Origin of the sequence: Camelimonas lactis (assembly GCF_004342915.1) — a bacterium.
GTDB classification, from domain to species: Bacteria; Pseudomonadota; Alphaproteobacteria; order Rhizobiales; family Beijerinckiaceae; genus Camelimonas; species Camelimonas lactis.
Genome location: NZ_SLWL01000003.1, coordinates 259,560 through 276,724, shown reverse-complemented (window position 1 = coordinate 276,724; position 17,165 = coordinate 259,560). Strand labels below are relative to the sequence as shown.

General features: G+C 66.8%; 14 protein-coding genes. All 14 read left to right on the top strand.

Annotated elements, in window-relative coordinates; genetic code table 11:
• Nucleotides 1-225 precede the first annotated feature (225 nt).
• The 14 genes from EV666_RS05745 (at nt 226) to nusA (ending at nt 17,155) form a co-directional block, all read left to right on the top strand.
• The gene (locus EV666_RS05745; RefSeq protein WP_245514232.1) at nt 226-2,187 is read left to right on the top strand and encodes an adenylate/guanylate cyclase domain-containing protein; all 1,962 of its coding nucleotides are present in this window, start codon (nt 226-228) and stop codon (nt 2,185-2,187) included.
• Nucleotides 2,188-2,400: 213 nt separating this feature from the next.
• Nucleotides 2,401-4,338 carry an adenylate/guanylate cyclase domain-containing protein gene (locus EV666_RS05740; RefSeq protein ID WP_132004418.1) on the top strand — a complete coding sequence of 646 codons (1,938 nt, stop codon included), beginning with the start codon at nt 2,401-2,403 and terminating at the stop codon, nt 4,336-4,338.
• Nucleotides 4,339-4,603: 265 nt separating this feature from the next.
• Nucleotides 4,604-5,086: a Fur family transcriptional regulator gene (locus EV666_RS05735; RefSeq protein ID WP_132004628.1), complete on the top strand. Its 483-nt coding sequence runs from the start codon at nt 4,604-4,606 to the stop codon at nt 5,084-5,086.
• A gap of 2 nt (nt 5,087-5,088) precedes the next feature.
• Entirely contained in the window at nt 5,089-5,877 is a 789-nt protein-coding gene (locus EV666_RS05730) for a lysophospholipid acyltransferase family protein (protein WP_207906336.1), read from the top strand.
• A 240-nt stretch (nt 5,878-6,117) separates the two neighbouring features.
• Nucleotides 6,118-7,542, top strand: a complete 1,425-nt coding sequence (gene miaB / locus EV666_RS05725) for a tRNA (N6-isopentenyl adenosine(37)-C2)-methylthiotransferase MiaB (RefSeq protein ID WP_132004415.1) — start codon at nt 6,118-6,120, stop codon at nt 7,540-7,542.
• Entirely contained in the window at nt 7,532-8,683 is a 1,152-nt protein-coding gene (locus tag EV666_RS05720) for a PhoH family protein (protein WP_132004412.1), read from the top strand. Before miaB ends, EV666_RS05720 begins: the two co-directional genes overlap by 11 nt.
• A complete protein-coding gene (gene ybeY, locus EV666_RS05715) occupies nt 8,680-9,204 on the top strand; it encodes an rRNA maturation RNase YbeY (RefSeq protein WP_132004409.1) in 525 nt (174 codons plus the stop codon). Before EV666_RS05720 ends, ybeY begins: the two co-directional genes overlap by 4 nt.
• Complete coding sequence (locus tag EV666_RS05710; protein WP_132004406.1) at nt 9,201-10,220, top strand: hemolysin family protein; 1,020 nt, start codon at nt 9,201-9,203, stop codon at nt 10,218-10,220. Before ybeY ends, EV666_RS05710 begins: the two co-directional genes overlap by 4 nt.
• An 8-nt stretch (nt 10,221-10,228) precedes the next feature.
• Nucleotides 10,229-11,965 (top strand): apolipoprotein N-acyltransferase, encoded by a 1,737-nt coding sequence (gene lnt, locus EV666_RS05705; protein ID WP_245514231.1) that lies wholly within the window; start codon nt 10,229-10,231, stop codon nt 11,963-11,965.
• Complete coding sequence (locus tag EV666_RS05700; protein ID WP_280990825.1) at nt 11,962-12,384, top strand: helix-turn-helix domain-containing protein; 423 nt, start codon at nt 11,962-11,964, stop codon at nt 12,382-12,384. Before lnt ends, EV666_RS05700 begins: the two co-directional genes overlap by 4 nt.
• Nucleotides 12,385-12,494: 110 nt before the next feature.
• Nucleotides 12,495-13,670, top strand: coding sequence for a methionine adenosyltransferase (gene metK, locus EV666_RS05695; RefSeq protein ID WP_132004397.1), 1,176 nt, complete (start codon nt 12,495-12,497; stop codon nt 13,668-13,670).
• A gap of 71 nt (nt 13,671-13,741) precedes the next feature.
• The gene (gene trmB, locus EV666_RS05690) at nt 13,742-14,440 is read left to right on the top strand and encodes a tRNA (guanine(46)-N(7))-methyltransferase TrmB (protein WP_132004394.1); all 699 of its coding nucleotides are present in this window, start codon (nt 13,742-13,744) and stop codon (nt 14,438-14,440) included.
• Between the two features lie 229 nt (nt 14,441-14,669).
• Nucleotides 14,670-15,317, top strand: a complete 648-nt coding sequence (gene rimP, locus EV666_RS05685) for a ribosome maturation factor RimP (RefSeq protein ID WP_132004391.1) — start codon at nt 14,670-14,672, stop codon at nt 15,315-15,317.
• Between the two features lie 185 nt (nt 15,318-15,502).
• Nucleotides 15,503-17,155 carry a transcription termination factor NusA gene (gene nusA, locus EV666_RS05680; RefSeq protein ID WP_132004388.1) on the top strand — a complete coding sequence of 551 codons (1,653 nt, stop codon included), beginning with the start codon at nt 15,503-15,505 and terminating at the stop codon, nt 17,153-17,155.
• Nucleotides 17,156-17,165 lie beyond the last annotated feature (10 nt).

Here is a 17,165-nt window from a genome sequence, read left to right as displayed (position 1 = left end):
TGACCGCAGGACCTGCGGGGACGGGCCGCCCGTTGACATAACTTTGTATCGCCCAATTTGGCGCATCGATGTCCCGATGCCCAGATATGCAGGGGTGACGCCAGCCTGACGGCAGGCGCCAGGCGCGCAAGGTTTCACGTGAACAGGGCTTGAAAATGATCCGGGGTTTGACTTCCTGGCTGGGGCTGGCGACGCCGACCCGTGTGGTCGCGACGGAAAACGGGCATGACTGAAGCAAACAGCGCCAGCCGTGACGAGCCTGACGGCCCAAGCATGTTCCGCCGGCGCATGGCCGCGATCATGGCGGCCGATGTCGCCGGCTATTCACGCCTGCTTGCGACCGGCGAGGAAGACGCACTGCAACTGTTCCATCAGTGTCGCAACGTCTTCGACGCAGAGGTGGCGCGTTACGGCGGGCGGATTTTCAACACGGCCGGCGATTCGGTCATGTCCGAGTTCGCCTCGGCGGTGGAAGCGGTGCGGGCGGCCATCGCCATCCAGCATGCACTGGAGGTTGTAAACCAGCCCTGGCCGGCGGACCGGCGCGTGCGTTTTCGCATCGGCGTCACCATCGGCGATGTCATCGAACGGGATGGGGACCTGCTTGGCGATGGCGTGAATATCGCCGCCCGCCTGGAATCCGTCGCGCAACCTGGCGGCGTCTGTGTATCGCGGAGCGTCCACGACGCCGTGGCCGGCAAGGTGTCAGCGTCATTCCGGAGCATTGGCCCCCAGACGCTGAAGAACATTCCCGCGCCCGTTGAAGCATTCACCGTGGCGTTCTCCGCCGTCGCTGACGCCCCGGCGAAGCCAACGGAAATGGCGCGCCGCGTCAGCCGGAGCGAGCGCGGCGACCCGGAGCGCGCCGCCCGCCGCCGCAGGCGCTGGGCGCGGATCATCCTCATCGTGCTGGCCTTCACGGTGGTGGTTCCGACCGTGCGGCACGCCAAGCGTCTGCTGGAAACCCAGCTTGGCCTGAAATTGCCCGCCCCGCCAAAAGAACAGGCGGAGAAGGCGCCGCCGCCACAGCGCGCCGCCAGCGTTCAGCCAGGCGCAGGATCGCCAGATGTGGCGGCCGGGGCCCGGGAGCTGTACCAGAAGGGCCGCGCCCTGGAGGCCGGCGGAGACGTGGCTGGCGCGCGCACCGCTTATGTGGAAACCGCGCGGGCGGGCGCGGGCTTCATCGATCCACTGCTGCGCCTGGCGGCGCTGGCGCGATTGCAGGACGGCCCCGCCGCCGCCCGTCGCCTGTTCGCGGATCTGGCCGCAGTGTCGCCGGATCCGGCCGTCCAGATGGTTTACGCGCAACAACTGGGACTGACGGAACAGGCCACGCGCCTCCGGCGTCTGCTCGACGCAACGCCCGCCTTTGCGCCCGCATGGTACGCGCTGGCCCTCGCCCTCAATGATTCCCGCGCCGGCCATGAAACGCTGACCCGCCTGCGGACCGAACACGCCGCCCTCGACCAGTTTCTCACGGCGAGCCGGACGGGAGCGCTGACACGATTCTTCATCGATTCGGCCGTGCTCCAGGAATGGGTGGAGCAGGCCCGGCGCCGCGTCGCCGAAATCGACGCCGCATTCGGCAACCGTGAGACGCGGCCGGTCCTGGCCTATCAGGCCAGCCCAAGCCACTGGACGGTCAATATCGCGCTGCCCGAGGACGCGATCGCCGTGCAATATCGCCTGGGTGATCGCGGCGGGTTCTCGCGCGCCGACCTTCGGCTGTCGGGCGATGGAAAGACCGCGCGCGCCGCCGCGTTCACCATGCCGGCGCGGGCGGGAAAGACCAAGATCTATGTCAGTTATGTGGATACGGCAGGCCTGACCGCCGGCCCGTTCGTCTATCACTTCGACGCTTCGGAGATCAGCAGCGAGCGGCAACGCAGCATCCTGATGACTACCTCGGGCTCATGGCTGACGTGGGCGACGGACCGGGATGAGATTTATTTTCCCTATCTTCTGACCTATCGCTGCGCCATCCGCAGCGCCCACGTGGGATTCGATGGCGCCGCTCCGGACATTGCCCTGCCGCTGCCAACGGAAGGGTGCGCCGACAACGCCCCGCCCCCGCCCGGAGCCCAGAACAGCCTGCCGGCGCCCCATGACGCGCGCAGCGTTTCGATAAAGCTTGTGCTTCAGAACGGAGAGACGCCGCCGCCGGTGACGATTTCCCGCGATCCCTGAAGCTGCGGGCGCGCGCCTTCCATGCAAGCGCCATCAAGAACCAGACCAGGCGGGGCGGGGCGGCGACAGGCTGCCCGACTGTCATCCAGAACCAGACGCCGGTCTGGCCTCACAGGTTTTCAAAGCGTACGGCTGGCCATACAAGTGATGTCGCGAACAACAGAGTCCTGACCCCGGCGGCGTCGCGCCCCGCCGCGAACGACGCCGGATGGAATGGCCCAGCCGATCCCCCACAGATACAGCCTGCAAATCATTGTGGCGGTGACGTTCGTGGCGATCATCGCGCTGATTCTGGGTGGCCTCACATGGTTCAACCACCGGAGCATGGCGCACCTTGCCCATCGCGAGGCGCAGGAGCGCTTCATTGATCTGGCGCGCCAGATCCGGGACGAGGCGCGCGACCAGCTGGCGAGCGCCCATATTTTCCTGAAAACCATTGGCGAAACGGCGACCCCCGCCAAACCGGATGAGGACATGGGGCGGCTGCTGGTCACCCTGCTGCGCACGCTCCAGGAAACCACGCCCTCGGTGCTTGGCGTTCTGGCCGGCTGGCCCGATGGCTCCCTGGTTCTCAGCCAGCGCCTCGTGGACAGTTCCGTTGCGCCCGGCGCCGCCTATGAGGTTGTGGTCAGCACCCCCGACGAGGCGTCCGGCCGTTTTCTTCGCCGCTCGATGTTTCTCAACGCCAGTGGCGAGGTCATCCGGCGCAATGCGCCCGTGCTGTCGGACTATGACGCGCGCAAGCGCTCCTGGTACCAGATGGCCGTCGAGAGCCGGCGGCCGGTTACGCCGGCGCCCTACCGTTTCGCCACCTTTCCCGAAATCGGCGTCACGGTGGCGCAGCGCTCCGCCGTCAACCCCGGCGTTGTGTTTGGCATCGACGTCCTGCTCTCCGACCTCGACGACGTGCTGAGCCGGATGCGCACCCATCCGCGTCAGGAACTGGCGCTGTTCACTGTCGATGGCGAGCTTGCCGCCCATCCCGAGGGGCGCAGATACCGGCAGGGGGACACGCCGGCCGGCCCACACGGACTGCCCCTGATGTCGGCGCTGCCTTCGCCGCTGCTGCGCGCCATCGCCCAGGCCTACCGGGAGGACGGAAAAGCCGGCAGCCGCATCGTTCGCAACGGCGACGAGGATTACCTGGTCAGATATGAGCCCGGACTCTCGGACACGGGCATGGTGACGGCGATCGCCATTCCCCAGTCCGCAATCATGGGCGCGGCGAACGACCTGGCCCGACGGTTGATGACCATGGGCTTTCTCGCCCTGCTCATCGCCTTGCCAATCGTGGCGCTGGCGGCGCGCAGGATCAGCAGGCCGCTCCAGACCCTGACCGGAGCGGTCGGCCGCATTGTCGCCTTCCAGGGCGACGGCGCCCGACTGCCGCCATCGCACATCACCGAGATCGATGCGCTCTCCAGCGCGGTTGGCGGCCTGCAACTGGCGATGAACAATTTCATGCGTTACGTGCCCAGGCAGATTGTGCGCGGCATCGTCAGGGATGGCGTTCAGCCCAGCCTGGGCGGAGCGCGCCAGCAAACCACGGTGGTTTTCTCGGACATCGCCAATTTCACCGGCATCGCGGAGCGGTTGCCGCCAGAAGCGCTGACCGGCCTGGTGTCGCGCTATTTCGCCGTGATCGGCAGCGCCCTGGTGGATTCGGGCGGCACCATTGACAAATTCATCGGCGACAGCGTCATGGCGTTCTGGAACGCGCCGGATCCGCAGCCCGATCACGTGGCCCGGGCCTGCGCCGGCGTGCTTGACGCCGCGCGCCGGCTCGAAGCGCTGAACGCAACCTTCCGCAGCGAAGGCCTCCCGGAACTGCACACCCGCTTCGGCGTCCACACCGGCGAGGCGGTGATCGGCCATGTGGGATCGTTTGATCGCCTGAGCTACACGGTTCTTGGCCACACGGTGAATATCGCCTCCCGCCTTGAAGCGCTGAACAAGGAGTTCGGCACGACCATCCTGGCCTCGGGCGCGGTGCGGGACAGCGCCGGCGACGGGTTCGTGTTCCGGGACGTGGGCCTGGCGGACGTGCGCGGCGCCAGCGAACGCATCGCCGTCTGCGAACTGGTCAGGCGCGTGGAAGAGGTGGATACGCCGTCTCCGGAGCGCTTGCCCTCGGCGCCTCAGGGCATGTAAACCCTGCAATGACGACCCGGCCAGACGCAATCCGGCCAGACACAATCCAGCCAGGCGTCAGCCGGCCGGCGAATGCGCCTGCATGAGGGGCCGGGAAGGCCATTTGCCCGTATATCCTGGCCTTCCCCAGGCGAGCGTCGCGGAACGATCGGCCTTTCGCCCCAGACGGGCAGGATTTTTGTTCTGGTGTTTGTGGCCATGCGTATTCTTCAGACGGCGATGCAATGCCTGGCCCGAAGCCCAGGGAGGAGTTGACGTGGCGCAGATGCAGCAAGGCCAGGGCAAGCGGGCGCGAACCTCCGATATCGAGCGCGCCTGCAAGGAGCGCGGCCTGCGCATGACCGGGCAGCGGCGCACCATCGCACAGGTCCTGGGCGATCTGGATGATCACCCGGATGTGGAGGAGCTGCACCGGCGCGCCGCATTGATCGATCCGCGCATTTCACTCTCCACCGTCTACCGCACCGTGCGCCTGCTCGAGGATGAGGGCATTCTGGCCCGGCATGAGTTCGGCGACGGTCGGGCCCGATACGAACGGGCCGAGCGCCAGCATCATGACCATCTGATCGACCTGCGCACCGGGACGGTGATTGAATTCCAGTCCGAGGAAATCGAGCGCCTGCAGGCCGAGATCGCGCGCAAGCTGGGTTACCGGCTGGTGCGCCACCGGCTGGAACTGTACGGCGTGCCGCTCGGCGACGCCGCTCCGGTGGACGGCGTGGCGCCGGACGACGACGCGACCAGCTGATCATGGGGAATCTGCGGGGCAATCTGCGCGCATGGAGCCGCATCGGCGCCCTGACCGCCATCACCCTGGTGGGCGCGCCCCTGCAATGGGTGGCGTTGCGCGTTGGCGCCCGCCCTGTCTACCAGCGCCTGCCTGTGCTGTTCCACCGGCTGGTCTGCCGGATCATCGGCGTGCGGGTCCGGGTCGAGGGTCAACCGCCGCGCGGCCGGTCAACGCTGCTGGTCTCCAACCACGTTTCCTGGGCGGACATCACCGCGATCGCCAGCGTGACGCCCCTGTCGTTCATCGCCAAATCCGAAGTGGCGGGCTGGCCGGTTTTCGGCACGTTCGCCCGCCTGCAACGCTCGGTGTTCGTCGACCGCGCCCGGCGCTCCGCAACGGCGCAGGTCAACGGCGCCATCGCGCGGCGCCTCGCCGACAACGAAGCCATGGTGCTGTTCGCCGAAGGCACCACCGGCGAGGGCATGCGGGTGTTGCCGTTCCGCTCGGCGCTGGTGGGCGCCGTGAAGGATGCGGCGGGCGAACAGGCCGTGCGCCTGCAACCCATGTGCATCTGCTACGTGGCGCGCAACGGCCTGCCGCTGGGGCGCGATGGCCTGCCGCGCATCGCCTGGTATGGCGACATGGATCTGGCCCCGCATCTCATGGATCTGCTGCGCAGCGGCGACCGCTACGAAGCGGTGATTTCGTTCGGCGAACCGGTGGCCGGGGGTGTCAACCGCAAGGTCGCCACCCGCATGGCCGAGGATTTTGCCCGCGCCCGCATCCGCCGGTTGCGGCGGCCACCATGAACATGGCGCCGGCGGCGTGGCAGCGTCGTCGTATTTCTTTCACGCGAAGCGGTATGTTCGTTGCAGATGCGGCGCGAAGCCCTGTGCCAACCGCGCCGAAATGCGATAATGTAGGTGTTCACGCGTTCTTCGTCCGCCCGAAAACGCCGTCTTTCGTATCGACGATGGCGCGTCCATGAGCTCCTGCCCGTTCTGTCAGGCCCCATGGCGCGCCGGCCCAAGTGAAAGTGTCAGACCAACGTGAAAAAGGTTCACGTCAAATCATACGGCTGCCAGATGAACGTCTACGACGCCGAGCGCATGGCGGACGTGCTGGCGGCCCAGGGGTATGTGGAGACCCCCAGCATCGATGACGCCGATCTGGTGATTCTCAATACCTGTCACATCCGCGAGAAGGCCGTCGAGAAGGTCTATTCCGAACTCGGCCGCGTGCGTGAGAACAAGGCGGAGCGCGCCCGCGACGGCAAGGAGACGCGGGTGGTGGTGGCCGGCTGCGTCGCCCAGGCGGAGGGCGCGGAGATCATGCGCCGCGCCCCGGTGGTCGACGTGGTGGTGGGACCGCAGAGCTATCATCGCCTGCCGGAACTGCTCGCCGCGAAAAGCCGCGACCAGGCCGTCGACACGGAATTTCCCGTCGAGGACAAATTCCGCCAGTTGCCAGCGCGACGCATCGCGCCGCAGCGCAATGTCTCGGCCTTCCTGACCATCCAGGAGGGCTGCGACAAGTTCTGCACCTTCTGCGTCGTGCCCTATACGCGTGGCGCGGAAAGCTCGCGGTCGGTCGAAGCGCTGATGACGGAGGCGCGCCGGCTCACCGGCCTTGGCGTGCGCGAGTTCACGCTGCTCGGCCAGAACGTCAACGCCTGGCATGGCGAGGGGCCCGACGGCAAAACCTGGACGCTGGGCCGGCTGCTGCGGCAACTGGCGGACATGGAGGGGGTGGAGCGCCTGCGCTACACCACCAGCCACCCGCGCGACATGGATGACGAACTGATCGACGCCCATCGCGACCTGCCCCAGGTGATGCCCTACCTGCACCTGCCGGTGCAGGCCGGCTCTGACCGCATTCTCGCCGCCATGAACCGTCGCCACACCGCCGACGAGTACCGGCGGATCATCGACCGGATTCGCGGCGCCCGCCCGGATATCGCCCTGTCGTCGGACTTCATCGTTGGCTTCCCGGGCGAAACCGACGCCGATTTCGCCGCGACCATGCGGCTTGTCGACGACATCGGCTTCGCCAGCGCGTTTTCCTTCAAATACAGCCAGCGGCCCGGCACGCCGGCCGCCGAACAGGCCGACCAGATTCCCGAGCAGGTGAAGGCCGACCGGCTTGCTGAGCTTCAGGCGGCGCTGGAGCGCGATCGCGCCGCGTTCAACAGGTCCATGGCCGGCCGCGTCATCGACGTGCTGGTCGAGCGCCGGGGACGCCAGCCTGGGCAGATGGCCGGCAAATCGCCCTATCTGCAGGGCGTGCATTTTGACGCGCCGGACGACATCCTGGGTCAGATGGCGACCGTGGAAGTGATCGAGGCCAGCGCCGGCAGCCTGCTTGGGCGTTATCTGGGTCCGGCCGGGTCCGTCCCCGACCATGCCACGGGGATCGCCCCGGCGCCGGCGGAACAGCCCCCCTCCCCGCAGCAAAGGAACGCGAATGCCGCGTGACGAAGGCGAGTTCTCCCCCGAACAGTTGCGCGGCGCCGGTTCACCGGCAAAACCCGGCGGCCGCGGCGCACAGCCGGCCCGCCACGCGCCGCCGCAAACCGAACTGGCGCTGACCCTGGACGACAACCGTCTCGCCAGCCTGGTGTTCGGCCAGTTCGACCAGCACCTGGCCCACATCGAGCGGCGGCTCGACGTGCTGGCGACGGCGCGCGGCAACCGGGTGGTGATTCACGGCGAACAGCCGGCGGCCGCCAAGGCCCGCCAGGTGATCCTGGCCCTGTATGAACGCGCCCGGGCTGGCGAAGCCATCACCCCCGGCGACATCGACGGCGTCATTCAGGAAATCGCCTTGCAGGGAAACCTTTTTCCGGGGGACGACAGCTCCGTCGCGCCCGGAAATTTCCGTCAGATCGTCACCCGCAAGCGCGGCAGCGTGCGCGCCCGCAACAAGGCGCAGGACGATTACCTGCGCATCTTGCAAACCAATGAGCTGGTGATCGCCGAAGGTCCGGCGGGCACCGGCAAAACGTGGCTGGCCGTCGGCCACGCCGTCTCGCTGCTTGAACAGGGCGTGGTGGAGCGACTGGTGCTGTCGCGGCCGGCGGTGGAGGCGGGCGAACGTCTCGGCTTCCTGCCAGGGGACATGCGCGAGAAAATCGACCCCTATCTGCGCCCGGTCTATGACGCGCTTTATGATTTCATGGAGGCGCGTACGGTCGAGCGCGGCCTCGCCACAGGCATGATCGAAATCGCCCCCCTCGCCTTCATGCGCGGCCGCACCCTGACGCGCGCCGCCGTGTTGCTGGACGAAGCGCAGAACACCACCACCATGCAGATGAAGATGTTCCTGACCCGCCTCGGCGAGGGTTCGCGGATGATCGTCACCGGCGACCCTTCGCAGATCGACCTGCCGCCAGGCCAGCAGTCCGGCCTGGTGCAGGCCTCGCGCATCCTGCGCGGCGTCGAGAGCGTCGGCCATGTGCGCTTCGCCGAGGGCGACGTGGTGCGTCACGACCTGGTGCGCCGGATCGTCGCCGCCTATGACGCCGAAACACGGGCCCTGACAGAACGCGACGCCGCCAGCGGAGCAACCTCCAGACCTGCCGGCAGGCCCGCCACGACCACGGGAGCCCGGGAATGACCGCCCTCCCCCATATCGACGTGGTGATCGAAAGCCCGTTGTGGGCGGCGCTGCCGGAAGCGGAGGCGCTGGCGGAGCGGGCGGCGCTGGCGGCCATCGCCGCCGGCGACGTCGCCGTGATGGCCGGCGCCGAGCTGTCGCTGATGCTGGCCGACGACGCAGCGGTGCGGGAACTCAACCGGACGTGGCGCGGCAAGGACAGGCCGACCAATGTGCTGTCCTGGCCCGCGGCGGATCCGGATGATCTCGTCCGCTCGCCGCACTGCGGCGACATCGCCGTCGCTTACGAAACCCTTGCGCGCGAGGCCGTCGAGGAAGGAAAAACAGTCGCCGACCATTTTACGCATCTGGTGGTTCATGGGGTGTTGCATCTGCTTGGCTACGACCATGAAACCGACGATGAGGCGGAAGAGATGGAGACGCTGGAAACGGAGATTTTGGCCGGCCTCGGCGTCGCCGATCCTTATGCGACGGGAACGGCTGGCCTTGATGATGTGGCGGGGGAAGCGCTGGAGCGATGAGCGAGGACCGAAGTGCGCGCCCGGGGCGCCAGCCCCAGTCGACCGGCAGGCAGGATGCTCCAGGATGGTTTGACCGCCTGCTGGCGCTGGCCCGGCCGCGCAACGGAACCTCCGTGCGCCACGACCTGGAAGACGTTCTGGAGCACAGCGCCCCAACGGAAGAATTTTCCGCCACGGAGCGGTCGCTGGTCCGCAATGTCCTGGCCTTGCACGAACGCCGCGTCGAGGACGCGATGGTGCCGCGCGCCGACATCGTCGCCATTCGCGAGGACGCCAGACTCGCTGATGTACTCGACGTGTTCCGGTCGGCGGGACACTCCCGCCTGCCGGTATATGGCGAATCACTCGATGATCCGCGCGGCATGGTCCACATCCGCGATTTCCTCGACTATCTCGCGGGCTGCACGCCCCGCGTCGTTATCGACGAAAACAGTTCCATGCCGAGTTTTTCCGGCGTCGACCTGTCGCTGTCGCTGAATGAGGCGGACATCCTGCGCCCCGTGCTGTTCGTGCCGCCGTCCATGCCGGCCATCGACCTTCTGGCCCGCATGCAGGCCAGCCGCACCCACATGGCTCTGGTCATTGATGAATATGGCGGCACCGACGGCATCGTCTCCATGGAAGACGTCGTGGAGCTGATCGTCGGCGATATCGAGGATGAGCACGATCACGACGCCGGTCCGATGATCGCGCCGGCCGGCGACAACGCTTTTGACGCCAACGCCCGCGCCGATCTGGATGATGTGGCGCAAGCGCTGGGCGCCCCGCTGGTCGACGACACGCTGGCTGACGAGATCGACACCATCGGCGGCCTGGTGGCGCACCTGGCCGGGCGCGTGCCCGCCACGGGGGAGCGGATCGAGGGTCCGCACGGTCTGGTCTTCGAGGTATTGGAGGCCGATCCGCGCCGGCTGAAACGTGTTCGCATCTGCCGGCCTTCGCCATCGGGCGACGCCGGCGCGGGGACTGACGCCGACGGGGAAACATCGCCGCCTCGCGAATCCGGCGCCAGATGAGCCAGCGGGTGAGCAGCTTCCCGGCGGCTGGCCGCTGGCTTTTCGCCGTCGCCCGCGGCGGTTTCGTGGGCGGGCGCTGGCGGCGACGGATGGTCGCGCTGGTCGCTGGCGCCGTTGGCGCCTTGTCGCTGGCGCCGTTCGATTTCCTTCCGGCCATGGTCATCGCCATGACCATGGCGGTTTGGCTTGTTGACGCCGCCGCCCTGAATGGCGCGACCGGACAATCTCCCCCGGCGCCCACCCCCCTGCGTGAGGCTGGCCGGCGCGCCCGCGCCGCGGCGGCGCTGGGCTGGTGGTTCGGATTTGGATATTTCGTCGCCGGCTTGTGGTGGCTCGGCGCGGCGTTTCTGGTCGAGGCGGAGGAATTCGCCTGGGCCCTGCCGCTCGGCGTGCTGGGCCTGCCCGCCGGGCTGGCGATTTTCACCGCAGCCGGCTTCGGCCTGGCCGGCGCCCTGTGGTCCCCCGGCCCCGTGAGGGTTCTGACCCTGGCCGGCGCTTTGGGAGCCTCCGAATATTTGCGCGGCGTGCTGCTGTCCGGTTTTCCCTGGAACACCTTCGGCATGGCCTTCGGCGGACATCTGCTGACGGCGCAGATCGCCTCGGTCGTTGGCATGTATGGGTTAAGCGTGCTCACGGTGGCCATATGCGCCGCGCCGGCCACCCTGGCCTCACCCGCCAGGCCGGTTGATGACCTGGCGCGCGGCTGGCTGTCCCGCTTTGCGCCGGCAGGCGCGGCGCTTGCCGCGCTCCTGGCGCTTGCGGTTTTCGGCTATGACAGAATTCCGGCCGGCCCTGGGCCGCAGGAGCCCGGCGTAAGAATTCGTCTTGTCCAGCCTGGCATTTCCCAGGACACGGCCGTATTCAACTGGGACAATCGGGAAAAAATACTCAACCAGTACATCCGCCTCAGTGAAGGTCAGGCCCCCGACGCCGGGCTTGGGCCACGCGGCGTCACCCACCTCATCTGGCCCGAATCGGCATTTCCATTTCTGCTGGCGGACCATCCGGAAGCCCGCGCCGCCATCGGCGACATGTTGCCGCCCGGCGCGGTGCTGATTACCGGCGCCGCCCGTGGCGAGGCGCTGACGCCAGGCGGGCGTCCCAACCGCTTTTACAATTCCATGCAGGTTGTGAACCATGATGGGAGGATCACGGCCGTCTATGACAAATCCCACCTGGTGCCATTTGGCGAATACCTGCCGCTTTCCGGCCTTCTGGACTCCCTCGGCCTCCGGCAGTTCGTCCATATTCCAGGCGGCTTTACTGCCGGCGCCCCGGGGGGCAGCCTGGAAGTCCCGGGCTTCCCGCCAGTAACGCCGCTGATCTGCTATGAGGCGATTTTCCCTGGATTTGGCCCTGCCAGAGGCGCGCGCGGCGCCATCGTGAACGTCACGAACGACGGCTGGTTCGGCCAGACGCCCGGCCCCTGGCAGCACCTCTCCCAGGCGCGCCTGCGCGCCATCGAACAGGGGCTGCCACTTGTGCGTGTAGCCAACACCGGCATATCCGTTGTAGTTGACTCATGGGGCCGGACGAATACTTTTCTTCCACTGGGAAAAATTGGCTACGCCGACTCAACCCTGCCGTCGGCTCTTCCGCCAACGGCTTACGCCCAAAGCGGCGATCTGTTTTTCGTCCTGCTTCTGATTTTCTGCTTTGGGTGCAGCGCGCTTGCCGGCAGGCGCCCCGATGCCGCCACAGACAGCAGGCAGTTGGTTAATCACGCCAACGGAGATTTACAGTGAACAAGGCCCGCAACCCCATAGACCTGTACGTAGGCGGCAGGGTTCGCATGCGACGCATGCTTGTTGGCCTTAGCCAGGAAAAACTCGGCGACGCGCTGGGCGTCACGTTCCAGCAGATCCAGAAATACGAAAAGGGCGCCAACCGCATTGGCGCCAGCCGCCTGCACCAGATCGCCCAGGTGCTCGGGGTGCCGGTATCATTCTTTTATGATGGCGCGGCGCCGGCGGGCGACGCCGCCCCGGGCTTCGCTGAAGCGCCGGCGCTGGATCATGTCGCCGATTTTCTGGCCACGTCCGAGGGGCTTCACCTCAACAAGGCGTTTGTCCGCATCCAGGACGCCGGGGTGCGCCGGAAACTGGTGGCGCTCGTTGAGGCCGTGGCCAACGCCCAGCCGGCCGGGAAAGACGGCGAAGACTGATTTTCCTCCCTTGCCCTGCCCTTTCCGCGTCCGTCCCGGCGCTTGACGTCGCCAGGCCGGTAACCTACGCAAGCGCAGGCTGTCATTCATCTATTCGTCCGGAGGCTCGGGTGTCGCGTCAGAATTACCTGTTCACCAGTGAATCTGTGTCAGAAGGTCATCCGGACAAGGTGTGTGACCGCATTTCCGACACCATTGTCGACGCCTTCCTGGCCGCCGATCCCGAGGCGCGCGTCGCCTGTGAAACCCTGGCCACCACAAACCAGGTGGTGATCGCGGGTGAAACCCGTGGTCCCGCGACGCTGACGCCGGAATATCTGGCCCACCTCGCCCGCCTCGCCATCCGCGACATCGGCTACGAGCAGGACGGTTTCCACTGGGAGAAAAGCCAGATCGACGTGCTGCTGCACGCCCAGTCCGCCGACATCGCCGTTGGCGTCGACGCGGCGGGCAACAAGGACGAAGGCGCCGGCGACCAGGGGATCATGTTCGGCTACGCCTGCCGCGAAACGCCGGAGTTGATGCCGGCGCCGATCTATTACGCCCACAATATCCTGAAGCGCTTGACCGAGGCGCGCAAATCCGGCGAATCCGGCGTTCTTGGACCGGACGCCAAGAGCCAGGTCACCGTCCGCTACGAGAACGGCAAGCCGGTCGCCGCCACGCAGATCGTCGTGTCGACCCAGCATCTGGACGACACGCTGACCTCCCATGACGTGCAGGCCATCGTGGAGCCGTATGTGCGCGAAACCCTGCCGGAAGGCTGGATTTCGGATGCGACCATCTGGCACGTCAATCCAACCGGCAAATTCGTCATCGGCGGCCCGGACGGCGATTGCGGTCTGACAGGCCGCAAGATCATCGTCGACACCTATGGCGGCGCTGCGCCGCACGGCGGCGGCGCCTTCTCCGGCAAGGATCCGACCAAGGTCGACCGCTCGGCCGCCTATGCCGCCCGCTACCTGGCCAAGAATGTGGTGGCCGCCGGCCTTGCCGACCGCTGCACCATCCAGCTTTCCTACGCCATTGGCGTGTCGCGCCCGCTGTCGCTTTATGTCGACCTGCACGGCACGGGCCAGGCGGATGAAGCCCGGCTGGAAACCGTGCTGATGGATGTGATGGACCTGTCGCCACGCGGCATTCGCCAGCACCTTGGCCTGAACCGGCCAATCTATGCCCGCACCGCAGCTTACGGTCACTTCGGCCGGACGCCGGAACAAGACGGCGGCTTCTCCTGGGAGCGCACCGATCTGGCCGACGCGATTCGCAAGGCCGTCGCCGGCTGAACAGGGCGAACTGGTGATTTGACGCCGCCCTGTCCGGGGCGGCGTTTGTTTTTGGAAAGACGACAAAGGCGATGACGACCGAACAGCCCCGCGCCGGCTCCTTCTATGGCCGCAGGAAAGGACACCGCCTGCGCGAGCAGCAGTCCCGTCTGATGGAAGAGACGCTGCCGCGCCTGCGCATCGGCGCTGACGTCATAAACGACGCGGGGGCGCTGTTCGCCCGACCGGTTGCACAGGTCTGGCTGGAAATTGGCTTTGGCGGCGGCGAGCATCTCCTGCACCAGATGCAGCTGAACCCCGACGTCGGTTTCATTGGTTGCGAACCGTTCATCAACGGCATGGCCAAGCTGCTGGCCGGCGAGCCGGACCTGCAGCGCCTCGCCCTGCATGACGCCGACGCCACCGAACTCCTGCCCCGTCTTCCGGCCGCCTCCCTCGACCGCGCCTTCATCCTTTACCCCGATCCGTGGCCGAAGCGCCGCCAGCGCAAACGCCGCATCGTCTCTCCCGAAACCGTCAGCAACCTCGCGCGGGCGCTGAAGCCAGGCGCGGTTTTCCGTTTCGCCACGGACATTGACGATTACGCGGCCTGGACCCTGGCGCGGGTGATGGCCTCGGGCCAGTTCGACTGGACAGCCGAGCGGGCCGACGACTGGCGCCAGCCCTGGGCTGACTGGCCCGGCACCCGCTACGAGCAGAAGGCGTTCCGTGAAGGGCGGACGCCGAGCTATCTGACGTTTGTCCGGCGCGCCCCGGACAGACCTGCCTGAAGAAACAGACTTGCCCGAAGAAAATGCGCCGGCGGCTTGTCAATGACGACGCCGGGAGCTATCTTGCCGTTATTCCGACATTCCAGAACGGTTTGTTACAAACCGAACCGGAGAGTGGGCTCCAGCCGGGGTCCGCTCTTTTTGTCTTACCTGTGCGGTATGGTCCGCACATGATCACAGCCCGGCCGGCGGAATTCCTGGCGGCGGGCTTCATGAGGTCGCAGTTTCCATGGCGGATACAGCCGACAGGCGGGTTGTCACCGAATCGGGCGTCGCGGCGCGGGTCGCCACGATCGTCGAGCCGGTCATCGAGGACCTGGGTTACGTGCTGGTGCGCGTCAAGGTCACAGGCCAGAACGGCTGCACGGTGCAAATCATGGCCGAGCGTCCGGACGGCACAATGACCGTCGACGATTGCGAGGCAATCAGCCGGGCGGTGTCGCTGGCGCTGGACGTGGATGACCCCATCGACCGGGCCTACCACCTGGAAATCTCCTCGCCGGGCATCGACCGTCCCCTGGTGCGCGCCTCCGATTTCACGCGCTGGGCCGACTATGAAGCCAAGGTCGAGCTCAACGCGCTCGTTTCGGGGCGGCGCAAGTATCGCGGCGTGCTGCGCGGCGTGGACGACGGCCATGTGCTGGTCGAGCGGCTGGACGCGGCTGCTGACGAGGATCGGGTGGCGCGCCTGGCCCTGTCTGACATTCTCGAAGCGCGTCTGCTGCTCACCGACGCCGTGATCGCCGAGGCCTTGCGCCGCGACAAGGCGGCCCGCCACGCGCGGGGCGAAGTCGACGAAGAAGACGACGCGGATCTGGACGGGGAGTTCGACGGCGACGATACGCCAGACGACGCCGGTCAGGGCCGCCCGCACTAATATTCTGAATGGGAAACCCGGCCGGCATGGACCTGGATTTTCCTTACCGGTTCTGGTGATGCATTTTCCTGGCGCGAAGCCGCGGCTTCCCATGAAGATGTTCATTTTGGGAATGAGGCATTTCGGGAAATCGGGCGAACAGCGCCCCCGGAAATGCACCAGGTGGTTGAAAGAGGGAGAGACCCATGGCCATCAGCGCCAACAGGCTCGAATTGCTGCAGATCGCCGATGCTGTGGCGCGCGAGAAGGTTATCGATCGTCAGATCGTGCTCGCCGCCATGGAAGACGCGATCCAGAAGGCCGCCCGCTCGCGCTACGGCAGCGAGACGGAGGTGCGGGCCGAGATCAATCCCAAGAGCGGTGAGATCCGCCTGTCGCGCCTGTTGCTGGTGACCGACGAGGTCGAGAACGACGCCATTCACATTTCGGTCGCCGACGCGCGCAAGCGCAATCCGGCGGCGCAGCCGGGCGACTATATCGCCGAGACGCTGCCGCCGTTCGATTTCGGGCGCATCGCCGCCCAGTCGGCCAAGCAGGTGATCGTGCAGAAAGTGCGCGAAGCTGAACGCGACCGGCAGTATGAGGAATTCAAGGATCGCATTGGCGAGATCATCAATGGCCTCGTCAAGCGCGCCGAATATGGCAACGTCGTTGTCGACCTTGGCCGCACCGAAGGCATCATCCGCCGCGACGAGCTGATCCCGCGCGAGGCCTTCCGCCCCGGCGATCGCGTTCGGGCCTATGTTTATGACGTGCGTCGCGAAACCCGCGGCCCGCAGATCTTCCTGTCGCGCACCCATCCGCAGTTCATGGCGAAGCTGTTCGCGCAGGAAGTCCCCGAGATCTATGACGGCGTCGTCGAGATCAAGGCCGTGGCCCGCGACCCGGGCTCCCGCGCCAAGATCGCCGTCGTCTCGCGCGACAGCTCGATCGACCCGGTGGGCGCCTGCGTCGGCATGCGCGGCTCGCGCGTGCAGGCGGTGGTCGGTGAATTGCAGGGCGAGAAGATCGACATCATTCCCTGGTCGCCGGACAACGCCACCTTCATCGTCAACGCCCTGCAGCCGGCCGAAGTGGTGAAGGTGGTTCTCGACGAAGAGAGCGAGCGCATCGAAGTGGTGGTGCCGGACGACCAGCTGTCGCTGGCCATCGGCCGTCGCGGCCAGAACGTGCGTCTGGCCTCCCAGCTGACTGGCTGGGACATCGACATCATGACCGAGGCCGAGGAATCGGAGCGTCGCCAGAAGGAATTCGCCGAGCGCACCACCCTGTTCATGGAAGCCCTGGACGTGGACGAGGTCGTCGGCCAGTTGCTGGCGTCAGAGGGCTTCAGCTCGGTTGAGGAGCTTGCTGTCGTCGACCTGCCGGAACTGGCGTCGATCGAAGGCTTCGACGAGGACACCGCACAGGAAATCCAGACCCGCGCGCAGGAGCACCTCGACCAGCTGGAAGCGGAGCAGGACGCCAGACGCGCCGAACTGGGCGTTTCCGACGACCTGCGTCAGGTCGACGGCGTCACCACCGCCATGCTGGTGGCGTTTGGCGAGAACGACATCCGCTCGCTGGAGGATCTGGCCGGCGCCGTGCCGGACGACCTGTGCGGCTGGGCCGAGCGCAAGGACGGCGAGGTCATCCGTCACAAGGGCGCGCTGGATGGTTTCGACGTGTCCCGCGTCGAAGCGGAAGCCATGATCATGGACGCCCGCGTGCTGGCCGGCTGGATCGAGGCGCCCGAACCGGAAGTGGAAGCTGAAGGCGTTGAAGACGGCGACGCCGAAGCCCAGGCGGACGACCAGACTGAAGCCGCAGGCGAACAGGGCGACGAAGCCAGCGCCTGACGTGATGGAC